The sequence below is a fragment of the Flavobacterium cheongpyeongense genome, assembly GCF_003202435.1.
In the GTDB taxonomy this organism is placed as follows: domain Bacteria; phylum Bacteroidota; class Bacteroidia; order Flavobacteriales; family Flavobacteriaceae; genus Flavobacterium; species Flavobacterium cheongpyeongense.
Genome location: NZ_QJHK01000031.1, coordinates 1 through 11,802, shown reverse-complemented (window position 1 = coordinate 11,802; position 11,802 = coordinate 1). Strand labels below are relative to the sequence as shown.

Here is an 11,802-nt window from a genome sequence, read left to right as displayed (position 1 = left end):
AAAAATTAGCATTAAAAATATGGTATTTCTATTTTATGTTGGGTAAATATAAATATTTATTCCGTTTTACTTTCAATTATCTGTTTACTAACTAAACCAAAACCTTTATGAAGAAACTCGACTTTTTTATCCTATTTATTATAGGACTATTATCAATTAATCAATCTACTGCACAAAGCTTTATCCCCGACATTGTAGTAGATATTAACGGCACAGGAAATTTTACCAAAATACAAGACGCTATTAATGCCGCACCTGCAGGTACTCCAACTATTATTTTTATCAAAAATGGTTTGTATAATCAAGAAAAATTATTAGTTCCGGCAAACAAAACCAATCTTACTATTATTGGGGAAAGCAGAAATCAAACAATTATTTCTTATGATATCAATAATTGCAATGATGGTGGCGATGGTTTATGCCCAGATGCCAAAGTAGCACTGTGGAGTAGCAATACAGATTTAGTAGCAACCGCAGCAACGCTTACTATTATGGCAAATGATTTTAAGGCCGAAAACATTACCATAAAAAATACAGCTGGAAATGTAGGCCAGGCACAAGCACTAACCTTGAGGGCAGATAGAAATGTATTTATAAATTGTGATATACTTGCTTATCAAGATACCATTTATTTTTGGTGTCCAGAAACGGCACGTGCATATTTCAAATCTTGCCTAATTGAAGGAAGAACAGATTATATTTATGGTCGTGGTATTGGTTTTTTTAACGAATGTGAAATTAGAAGCTTTGGTGGAGGTTGGATCACAGCACCATCTTCAACAATTACCCAAACGTATGGTTTTGTTTTTTATAAATGTAATGTAACCTATAATGCCAACAGCCCAAGTGCTGGTGATAACGGACAACTAATTAGATTGGGACGCCCTTGGCATGAATATCCAAAAGTATCATGGCTATATTGTACTATGGCAGCAGAAATACACCCACAAGGTTGGGGTGACAAATGGAATATGGCTTATTCAGACACCAGTGCAGATCTTAAATTATACGAATGGATGAATACAGGCGCAGGCGCAGATATGAGCGGAAGAGCCAATTGGGTTGGGCTTAGAGCAATGGCAAACCAGACTGAAGCCAATTTGTACGAACCAAATATAGTTTTGGCAGGAGCCGATAATTGGAATCCAACACTGATACCACCAGCAGTAACAGTTTATAATTGGGATGGAGGTGCTGCTAATACTGGTTGGCTAGAGGCTGATAACTGGAATCCGAACGGTGTTCCTACAACCACAGAAACAGCAAATGTTTATGGAAATTTTATCATTAATGCTAATGGCGGAAATTTTCTGGCAGATTTGAATTTAAAAAATGGTGCATCTATTGATGTTTCTGCCAATAGCACAACAAACTTACTTACGCTCAATCAGGCTACTATTTCATCTACAACTACTGCATCATTAGCAGGGACTATTAAAACTAAAGGAATAGTAACCATAAACAGTTCGGGTAATTTGAATATCACAGCAGCTACTAGCGGTGTGCATCAAATTACCAAAACAGGTACAGGTATAGTACAATTGAATGGTAATAATTCAGGATTCACTGGTAATTTGAGTATTGAAGCAGGCGAATTGCAAGCCAAAATAGCAAATTCTCTGGGTAATGCTACAAAAATAACCGTTAAAACAACCGGAAAACTAACCATAGATGTAAGCAATGCTATTCAAACCAAAACAGCTCTTTATACAGAGGGAGCAGCCTCAATTGTTTTGAATCAAGATATTACTATAAGTGAGTGGTATGTTGATGGCGTTTTGAAAACATTGGGACAATATGATGCAACTACCAATCCAGCAACCATTAGCGGTACTGGTAAAATAATCATAGGCAGACCAAGCCAATTTAATTTTGTGGGAGGAACGGCCAACAGAAACTGGGACAATCCAGCTCATTATTCGCCAGCTTTATTGCCAGAATTGGGCGAAAGAGTGAATGTAAACGCAACTTATATAGAAGCAATTGCAGCAAATTTTAAAGGAGATATGTTTCTAAGTAATGCCAAATATATTCTATTAAGAACAACCTCAACTTTGGCAGAATGTAAAGGCCCTGTAACTATGGAACAAGGCACCTCTATAAATTATGCTACAAGTGGCACAGGTTTTTATTTAAAAGCACCTATTGTTTTAAATGGCGATATTACTTTATTTATGAGTAGTGCCAATGTAGCAGGTAGCACCATGGATTTACCAGGCACTTTTAAGGGTAGTTACAAAGTAAAACTAAATAATAACAGGAGTGGAGTGATAAATTCTGGAACGGTGAAATTAGGTGGAGACAATAGTAATTTTACAGGAATTTGGGATTTAACCATACCAGCAACAACCGCAGGAGGTTCAACACAAATTAATGGAACCGTTGAAAATGCTTTTGGAAAAGGTATAATTAACCTTGCATCAAACAATAAAGCTCTTTTTAATCATGCAAAATGTGCTGGAAACGAATTAAATATGAATATAACTGGCACGGCTTCGGCGGTATTAAATGTAGCCGTTACTGTTACTAAATTTACATTGAACGGAACACAATTGGCAAACGGAACTTATAGTGCTTCAACACATCCAGGTTTGCTAACAGGTACGGGATCTATAACGGTTAATTCTGCTAGTTTAGGTTTAGAAGAAAAAGTTTTTTTAACAAACGGAATCTTAAATATAAACAAAAACTTTGAAGAATTAGAGGTCTACAATCTTTTGGGACAAAAAATCTATCAGACTAAAGCGGTCAAAGAAATTAATTTGAATGCACTAAAAACAGGAGTTTACATTGTTCGTTACAAAATGGATGGAAAATATGCCTCTAAAAAAGTTTTTAAAAATTAAAATTAATAGAAAATGAAATCTATACTTTCAAAATTATTTATAATCGCTTTTGTTTTTTGCAGTATCATTTCTGCCAAAGCACAAATTACAATACATACCATTGGTGACTCTACCATGGCTACTTATGACCCCAATACATCAGATATAAGAGGGTGGGGGATGATGTTTCAACAGTTTTTTAATTCAGGAGTTACGGTTAATAATCGAGGAAAAAATGGTGCCAGCAGCAAAAGTTTTTATATGGAAGCGCCTTATTGGACAACCGTAAAACAACAAATAAAAGCAGGTGATTATGTACTAATTCAATTTGCTCATAATGACGAAAAAAACGGCGGTCTTGATGGTGGTACAGATGCAGCAAACCCAATAAACGGCACAGATTATAGAGGCACAAATCCACAAACAACTTATAAAGAATATCTTAGAAAATATATTGACGAAACCCGCGCCTTGAATGCTACCCCAATTTTGGCCACATCTTTGGTTCGTAAATATTTTAATGGTGCTAGCATCAAGCGCAGTGGTCTTCATGATTTGGGAGAAAGTTTTAGCCTTCCTACTACAGACCACACCTATGATTATGCTTTTGCTATGCAAGAAGTTGCAATTGAAAAAGGAGTAAAAATTATAGATTTAACATCCCTAACAAAAACCTTAGTAGAATCTTATGGTGATGCTGCCAGCACAGCACAACTTTATGTATCGGCAGATTCTACGCACCCTACGGCATTATTAGGAACATTGACTGCCCGTTTGTGTGCGCAGGAAATGGTAAAACAAGACATTTTAGCTTCTTATATCAATACATCAACAGATGTTCTGATTAATCCTACTGCATGTGATTTTGGAGATGCCTATACAGGTCAGACACTTACAAAAGAAGTAACAATAACTGGTTTTGATCTTGTTCCTGCGGCTGGAACCTTTAACCTTTCTGTAAGCGATGGTTTCTTAATTGCCGCCAATAAGACCGATACTTTTGGTTCTTCTATCGATATGAATTATACAGGCGGTAATCTTACATTCACTAAATTTTATATTTCAGTAACTCAATCTGTGGGAGGAACTCAATCTGGAACACTTACCGTAACTAACGGAACCGTGACAAAAATAATTCCTCTGATAGCTAATTTTATTACATTGACCGGAGGGACAGAAGTGAATCTTTTATGGCCATTAATTACAAATAATACCCCAGTGTTGCAAGGGCCGGCTACTGTTGTTGATCAAACTCATTCAGGTATGAACGTTCAGTCATATGCCGTACCAAACGCTACGACTACATGGCCTGTGGATAGTAATGCTTATACCACAAGAAAAACACAAAGAAACCTGATTGATGGCGGTGCCTGGCCTGCAGGAGAGATTGATGAAGTCTCAACGCGTTATATTCAGTTTGGAATTTCTGCAGCTCAGGGAACAGAATTAAATATTGATCTGATAAGCATGTATGTTGGCGGTGCTGGTGGTAGCGGAATGAGATGCCGTATTTCTTATTCTACCGATGATTTTGCTACTACATCAGTAGCGGGAGAATTTACAAGTATGACCTCTAATACGATGTATGCTGTTTCAAAAATACCTGTTCTTAAAATTCCTTATGGAAAAACCTTAAAACTTCGTGTATATCCTTGGTATAGTTCAGCATCTACAGGGAAAACAATATGTCTTGCAGATGTTAAGATTCATGGGATAGCAATGCCTGCTTCCAACTTATCTGTGGATCAGTTTTCGGAAAACAAATTAAAATGGATAGTAGAAGATGGTTTTATTAAGATAAAAAATGCCTCTTTAAACAGCAAAATTACAATTTATGATCTTACAGGAAGAGAAGTACTTAAGTCATCAATTATTAGTAGTGACTCAAGTATAGAATCTCCAAAAAACAGAGGCATCTATATTGGTAAAGTAGAGTCGAAAGAAGCTACAAAAACAATAAAGTTTTTAGTGCCTTAAAAATGGTTCTAATCATCTAAGGTCATAAACAATTGATGATGTTTAACTAAGTCATTAGAATTATTAAATTGCAATGGATTTTCGGCTATTTTAAGTAAGAAAAAAGGCTACATTAAATAGAATTAGAAACTCCTTCAAAAAATATTCGTTTTGTACTTATTTTTGTAGAAAGTACAAAACGAATATTAATAAATGTCAAAACACAATTCACAATTTTCATTTAACATTTCACTAAAAAGCAAATTTTAATCGTGATTTTCAATCTGTTTATAAGCATCAATAACTTTTTTAACCAGTCTGTGACGTACAATATCCTTATCATCCAGATAAATAATTCCAATTCCTTCAATATCCTTGAGCACCAGAATTGCTTCTTTTAGACCGGAAATAGTTCTTCTGGGCAAATCTACTTGACCCGGATCGCCTGTAATCATGAATTTTGCATTTTTTCCCATACGGGTCAAAAACATTTTCATTTGCGAGTGTGTGGTATTTTGCGCTTCATCAAGAATAACAAAAGCATTATCAAGTGTACGTCCACGCATAAAAGCTAGTGGAGCAATCTGAATAATTCCTTTTAAAATATAATCTTCGAGCTTTTCGTTTGGTAGCATATCCCTCAAAGCATCATAAAGAGGTTGCATGTAAGGATCGAGTTTCTCTTTCATATCTCCGGGTAAAAAACCGAGATTTTCGCCTGCTTCTACCGCCGGACGTGTCAGGATGATTCTTTTTACTTCCTTATCTTTCAGCATTTTTACGGCCATTGCAACACCCGTATAGGTTTTTCCGGTTCCTGCAGGGCCAATAGCAAATACCATATCATTTTTTTTGATAGTATCAACAAGTAATTGTTGATTAGGCGTCATAGCTTTTATAATTTTACCACCAACTCCATGAACCAGTATTTTGTCGTGATCTAATGATTTTTTTTCATCCTTATCACTCATGATTACACGTTCAATTACATTATCGTCAATATTGTTATATCGGGTAAAATGAAGCATAAGTCTTTGAAATCTTTTTTCGAATTCATCTAAGACTTCTTTTTCGCCAAATGCTTTCAAAGTGGTTCCTCGTGCTACGATTTTAAGCTTTGGGTAGTACTTTTTAAGTATTTCTAAATGGCTGTCCTGAGCTCCCCAAAAATCTTTTGGAGCGATGTCTATTAACTCTATAATTCTTTCGTTCAAATGAGGTGAATTTAAATTAAAATAAATTTGTTTGTAAACCTATTGTTGTCGGGTATGTTTATATCTTTAAGGCAAATTGTCTTTTCTTTCTTTCAATTTGTTTTTACTATTATTAGCTTTGCATTTCTCAAATTTAATGAAAATTAGATTGAAATACTATCAATAGTTATAAACAAAAATATGTCAATAATTACCCTTACTACCGATTACGGCTTGAAAGACCACTTTGTTGGTTCGCTTAAGGGGAAAATAATTTCTGAATATCCGGAAGTACAAATTATTGATATCTCTCATGATATTGATCCATTCAACACTGCCGAAGCAAGTTATGTTATCGGAGCGTCTTATTTAAGTTTTCCAAAAGGAACGGTACACTTAATAGGCGTAGATATTGAACGCAATAAGGAAAACCAGCATATTGCAATGGAATGGAATGGGCATTACTTTATTTGTGCCGACAACGGAATTTTAAGCATGCTTACGCAGAAGATTATTCCACAAAAAATTGTAGCCATCAATGTTCACGACCGTTTTCCGGTTGAATCAAGTGATTTGGATATTTTCATACAAGTCGCATGTCATATTGCAAAAGGAGGTTTGTTGAATGTTATCGGAAAAGAAATTCAGGAAATCAAACAAATAACCGAATTGCAGCCTGTTGTAGCAAACGATGGGAATTCAATAAAAGGATATGTGATTTACATCGACCATTTTGGGAATGTTGTCACTAATATTTCTAAAAGACAATTTACGGAGGTCGCAAGAGGACGTTCTTATGAAATCGTTATGAAACCAAAAAATATTAAAACGATTCTGCCTAATTATTCTGCTATCGCGACCTCAGACAAATATCCGATAAAAACATATGAAGGCGAAAAACTGGCTATTTTTAATGAAGCTGGTTTTCTTGAAATCGCTATCTTTAGAAGCAATCCGTCAAAAGTAGGTTCTGCAAACAGCTTACTGGGACTAAACTATCGGGATGTGATTACAGTGCAATTTCTAAATTAAGGTTTAAAATCATAAATTCTATTAATGTAATCTTTCAAATTGGAATTATTAAAATTTTACTGAAATGAACAATCTATTTTGGTATTTTTGCGCGCTGTTAATCAGATAAACAAATCAACAATTAAACGAATAAGTGTTTTACATGAAATCAATCATTTTACGGGAAATAAAATCCTTTTTTGGCTCTCCAATTGGCTATTTGGTCATTGCTATTTTCTTAATCAGCAACGGACTGTTTTTGTGGGTTTTTGAAGGGGATTATAATATTATGAATACCGGCTATGCCGACTTAACTCCGTTTTTTACATTAGCTCCATGGATTCTGATTTTTCTAATCCCGGCCGTTACCATGAGAAGTTTCTCTGATGAAAGAAAACAAGGCACACTGGAACTGCTTTTAACTAAACCATTGTCAATTTGGGAAATTGTAAACGGTAAGTTTTTAGGCTCGTTATTTTTGATCATTCTGGCAATTATACCAACATTTATCTACGTAAAAGTAATTTCTAATTTAGGTTTTCCAGAAGGTAATATCGATATGGGAAGCACGATTGGTTCTTATTTTGGGTTGCTATTTCTGATTGCTTCTTATTCAGCTATCGGAATTTTCACTTCGACACTTTCCGAAAATCAAATTGTAGCTTTTATCATTTCTGTTTTTTTATGTTTTTTCTTTTATTTTGGATTTGAAGGTTTAGCATCTCTGATTCCGGGTTTTTCTAGTTTTATACCAGCTTTGGGTATGCAGGATCATTTTAAAAGTATGAGTAGGGGAGTAATTGACACCCGTGATGTAATTTACTTCTTAAGTATTACAGTTCTGTTTTTGTCATTTACAGTTTATCAATTAAAATCTTTTAAAGCCTAATGAAAGCATCTACTCAAATAAATATCAAAACATTATGGATAACTATTTTTGTTTTAGTTGTTCTGAATGTATTAGGAACTTTATTTTTTTACCGATTTGACTTAACCAAAGACAAAAGATATACGTTGTCTGAAACTTCTTTGCAAATCGTAAAACAGATTAAAAATCCATTGTCGGTTAAGATTTATATGGAAGGTGATTTGCCTGCCGATTTTAGACGTTTGCAGCAAGAAACAAAACAATTACTGGAAGAATTTCAGGCTTATAATTCCAATATTGTTTTTGAATTTGTTAATCCGTTGGAAAATGAAGACGAAAGCATGGAGCTGATAAAGTCATTGTATCAAAAAGGACTTACCCCAATAAATATAACTGTTGATGATAAAGGGAAACAATCTCAGGCAATGGTTTTTCCCTGGGCAATTGCAGTTTACAACAATAAAGAGATAAATATCCCTTTATTAAAAAATATAATGGGAGCCAGAACTGAGCAAAAGGTTAAAGCTTCTATTCAGCATTTAGAATATTCAATAGCAGATGCTATTAATAAAATCACCAAAGACAAACAAAAGAAAGTTGCTTTCATAAAAGGAAATGGCGAAATGAACGAAATTCATGTTGCCAAAATGTTACAACAAATTAAAGAAAGCTATTATATTGGACCTTTTACATTAGATTCTGTTGCAAAAGATCCTGCCGGAACTCTAAAGGCATTAAAAAAATATGATTTAGCTATAATCGCAAAACCAACCGAAACTTTTTCAGACGAAGAAAAACAAGTTTTAGATCAATTTATCATGAATGGAGGTAAAACTTTATGGTTAATCGATCAGGTTTCGGCAGATATGGATAGTTTGTATAATCAGGCGGGAGCAACTTTAGCATATCCAAGAGATTTGAATCTGAATGATATGTTCTTTAAATACGGATTCAGAATCAATCCTGATTTAGTAAAAGATGAACAAGGAAGTCCAATAAAATTAGCGACCGGCGAGCAAGGAAGCGCAACACAATATCAGGATTTTATTTGGAAATTTGCTCCGATTGTTTCTCCAGAAAGCAAACATTCGATTGTAAAAAACCTGGGCGGAATCAAATTTGACTTTGCCAGCCCAATAGATACACTTAAAAACGGAATAAAAAAAACGGTTTTATTACAGTCATCTCCTTATTCTAAAAAAATAGGAGCACCTGCTGAAATTAATTTAGGAATTGTTACTGAGCAGACTTCTCCAAAAGACTATCTTAATAAAGGAAATTTAGTGCTTTCTGTTTTATTGGAAGGAAGTTTTCACTCCGTTTTTGAAAACCGTATTTTACCTTTCAAAGATAAATCATTTTTAGAAAATGGAAAATCAACAAAAATGGTTGTTGTAGCCGATGGGGATATAGCCCGAAATCAATTGGACAAAAATAGGGTGCCGGTAGAACTCGGCTACGATCAGCGTACTGGAAATTTGTACGACAACAAAGATTTTATAATGAATTGTATCAATTATTTATTAGATGATAACGGACTTATTAACATTAGAAGCAAAGATTTAGATTTACCGTTGTTAGATAAAGAGAAAGTTTACGAAAACTATACGCAGACACAATTCATAACTATCGGACTACCAATTCTAATTTTATTGGTTTTTGGAGTTCTGTTTACCTATATTCGAAAAAGAAAATACAGCAAATAGATGTTAATAAAAAAATTGGAAAACTAAGATTGTTTACGATATATTTGTAAAATGTATCCCGGTGGGCAAAAACCAATAAATACATAAAAAAAATAAAACAAAACAGATGAAATTTATAGTATCGAGTTCGTACTTATTAAAGCAATTACAAGTTTTAGGTAGTGTTATTAACAGTAACAATACGTTACCTATTTTAGATAACTTTTTATTTGAACTAAACGATAATGAGTTGACAGTTTCGGCGTCAGATCTTGAAACCACAATGTCAGCTACCTTATCAATCGATTCTAAGAGTAAAGGAAGTGTGGCTGTGCCTGCAAAACTTTTACTTGAAATTTTAAAAACGTTTCCGGAGCAGCCTTTAACTTTTACAGTTGAGGATAATAATACAGTTGAAATTAGTTCTAATTCAGGGAAATATGCACTGGCATATGCTGCCGGAGAAGAATTTCCAAAATCAGTAAATCTTGAAGACCCATCTATAACACTCGTTCCTGCAGATGTATTGGCAACTGCCGTAAGCAAAACTATTTTCGCAGCAGGGAACGACGACTTACGCCCGGTAATGTCCGGGGTTTTCTTTCAGTTCTCACCAGAAGGATTGACTTTTGTTGCTACTGATGCACATAAATTGGTGAAATATGCACGTACAGATGTAAAAGCTTCTCAGGTTGCAGATTTTATCATGCCCAAGAAACCTTTGAATATCTTAAAAAGTATACTTGGAAGTTCTGATGCCGAAGTGAAAATTGAATATAACGACTCCAATGCAACTTTCTCGTTTGATAATTATATTTTGATGTGCCGTCTAATTGATGGGAAATATCCAAATTATGAAGCAGTAATCCCAAAAGAGAATCCAAACAGATTAATGATTGACCGCTCTTTGTTTTTAAGTTCTGTTAAACGTGTGGCAATTTTCTCAAATAAAACAACGCACCAAATCCGTTTAAAAATTGCAGGAGCTGAATTAAATGTTTCTGCTGAAGATATCGATTATTCAAACAAAGCCGAGGAAAGACTGACTTGTGATTATCAGGGAGATGATCTTCAAATTGGTTTCAATTCACGTTTTCTAACAGAAATGCTCACTAACTTGCAGTCTGATATGATTATGTTAGAAATGTCGTTGCCTAATAGAGCCGGAATTCTAACGCCAGTAGATGGTTTAGAGGAAGGTGAAACCGTTACAATGTTAGTAATGCCTGTGATGTTAAATAGTTAACATCAAAGTATGATTTTGTTACAGGGATATTTTTTAGTTTAATATTAAAGATATATCATTGTAAAAAAAAAATATCGCTATTAACCAACCATTTTTTATACCTTGAAACCGCAATTCTTAATAAGATTTGCGGTTTTTTATTTTCAGACTATTTTTTATTTTAGTATTCCCTCTGTATAGGAAATACATTTATATATAGTTTGAGCCCTCAAATAAAAAAATCTATATTTATAGTATGAAAATAGAAATCTGGTCGGATATTATGTGTCCGTTTTGTTATATCGGAAAAAGGCAATTAGAATCAGCACTGGCTGAATTTCCAGATGATGAATTTGAAATTGAATGGAAAAGTTTCCAACTTGACCCTAACATTGAGCCACAATCAGGAAAAGATGTTTATACATTTTTAGCTGAGCGAAAAAGAATTTCTGTAGAGCAATCCATCGAAATGCATAAAGGTGTCAGAGAACGTGCAAAAAGTGTTGGTTTAGATTATCATTTTGATAAAGCGGTTATTTCAAACTCACTAAATGCGCACCGTATTGTACATTTAGCTAAAAAAAATAAGTTAGGAAATGAAATGGAAGAAATTTTCTTTAAAGCTTACTTTACAGATGGAAAAGATTTAAATGATGTTTCAACGTTGATAGCATTAGGAATGGATTGTGGATTACAAGCAAGAGAGATTCAGAAGGTGTTAGAAAATGAAACACTGTTTTTAAATGATGTAAAATCAGAAATTGAAGAAGCGCGTGAAATTGGAGTGCAAGGAGTTCCTTTTTTTGTTTTTGACAGGAAATATGCTGTTTCCGGTGCTCAGTCCGTAGAGACTTTTGTGCAAACAATTAATGAGGCTAGGAAATAAGAAGTAATCTAATTTAATCTAATATCACCCCGACAGTTTTTTGAAACTTGTCGGGTTTTGTTTTTGTATATATAGTATATAGTAGAAGAATCATTCAAGGGATTTGTAATAATCAGGAGCTTATTCCCGCTATAGACTGCAATTTTTTGCTTT

8 protein-coding genes are annotated in these 11,802 nt (G+C 34.2%); 7 read left to right on the top strand and 1 reads right to left on the bottom strand.

Translation table 11 applies throughout. The annotated features are described in order from the left end of the window. Window positions 1-107 precede the first annotated feature (107 nt). Both DMB65_RS20995 and DMB65_RS20990 read left to right on the top strand, forming a co-directional pair. The gene (locus DMB65_RS20995) at window positions 108-2,846 is read left to right on the top strand and encodes a pectinesterase family protein (protein WP_110308586.1); all 2,739 of its coding nucleotides are present in this window, start codon (window positions 108-110) and stop codon (window positions 2,844-2,846) included. Window positions 2,847-2,858: 12 nt separating this feature from the next. Further along, entirely contained in the window at window positions 2,859-4,802 is a 1,944-nt protein-coding gene (locus DMB65_RS20990) for a GDSL-type esterase/lipase family protein (RefSeq protein ID WP_110308585.1), read from the top strand. A 245-nt stretch (window positions 4,803-5,047) separates the two neighbouring features. Here the strand turns inward: DMB65_RS20990 and DMB65_RS20985 are convergent, their stop codons facing one another. Continuing rightward, window positions 5,048-5,995 carry a PhoH family protein gene (locus DMB65_RS20985; RefSeq protein WP_110308584.1) on the bottom strand — a complete coding sequence of 316 codons (948 nt, stop codon included), beginning with the start codon at window positions 5,993-5,995 and terminating at the stop codon, window positions 5,048-5,050. Between the two features lie 180 nt (window positions 5,996-6,175). Between DMB65_RS20985 and DMB65_RS20980 the strand changes: the two genes are divergently transcribed. From DMB65_RS20980 to DMB65_RS20960, 5 genes are all read left to right on the top strand, one after another. Next, complete coding sequence (locus tag DMB65_RS20980) at window positions 6,176-7,006, top strand: SAM hydrolase/SAM-dependent halogenase family protein (RefSeq protein ID WP_110308583.1); 831 nt, start codon at window positions 6,176-6,178, stop codon at window positions 7,004-7,006. A 142-nt stretch (window positions 7,007-7,148) separates the two neighbouring features. Further along, on the top strand, window positions 7,149-7,874 hold the full coding sequence (gene gldF, locus DMB65_RS20975; protein ID WP_110308582.1) for a gliding motility-associated ABC transporter permease subunit GldF: 726 nt from the start codon (window positions 7,149-7,151) through the stop codon (window positions 7,872-7,874). After that, window positions 7,874-9,559, top strand: a complete 1,686-nt coding sequence (gene gldG, locus DMB65_RS20970) for a gliding motility-associated ABC transporter substrate-binding protein GldG (RefSeq protein ID WP_110308581.1) — start codon at window positions 7,874-7,876, stop codon at window positions 9,557-9,559. The genes gldF and gldG overlap by 1 nt, the downstream gene beginning before the upstream one ends. 106 nt (window positions 9,560-9,665) lie before the next feature. Continuing rightward, a complete protein-coding gene (gene dnaN, locus DMB65_RS20965; protein ID WP_110308580.1) occupies window positions 9,666-10,784 on the top strand; it encodes a DNA polymerase III subunit beta in 1,119 nt (372 codons plus the stop codon). Window positions 10,785-11,019: 235 nt separating this feature from the next. After that, the gene (locus tag DMB65_RS20960) at window positions 11,020-11,649 is read left to right on the top strand and encodes a DsbA family oxidoreductase (protein ID WP_110308579.1); all 630 of its coding nucleotides are present in this window, start codon (window positions 11,020-11,022) and stop codon (window positions 11,647-11,649) included. Window positions 11,650-11,802: the final 153 nt, after the last annotated feature.

Coding starts and splice junctions, on each gene's coding strand:
- DMB65_RS20995 (WP_110308586.1), top strand. CDS start 108: ATGAAGAAACTCGACTTTTTTATCCTATTTATTATAGGACTATTATCA.
- DMB65_RS20990 (WP_110308585.1), top strand. CDS start 2,859: ATGAAATCTATACTTTCAAAATTATTTATAATCGCTTTTGTTTTTTGC.
- DMB65_RS20980 (WP_110308583.1), top strand. CDS start 6,176: ATGTCAATAATTACCCTTACTACCGATTACGGCTTGAAAGACCACTTT.
- gldF (WP_110308582.1), top strand. CDS start 7,149: ATGAAATCAATCATTTTACGGGAAATAAAATCCTTTTTTGGCTCTCCA.
- gldG (WP_110308581.1), top strand. CDS start 7,874: ATGAAAGCATCTACTCAAATAAATATCAAAACATTATGGATAACTATT.
- dnaN (WP_110308580.1), top strand. CDS start 9,666: ATGAAATTTATAGTATCGAGTTCGTACTTATTAAAGCAATTACAAGTT.
- DMB65_RS20960 (WP_110308579.1), top strand. CDS start 11,020: ATGAAAATAGAAATCTGGTCGGATATTATGTGTCCGTTTTGTTATATC.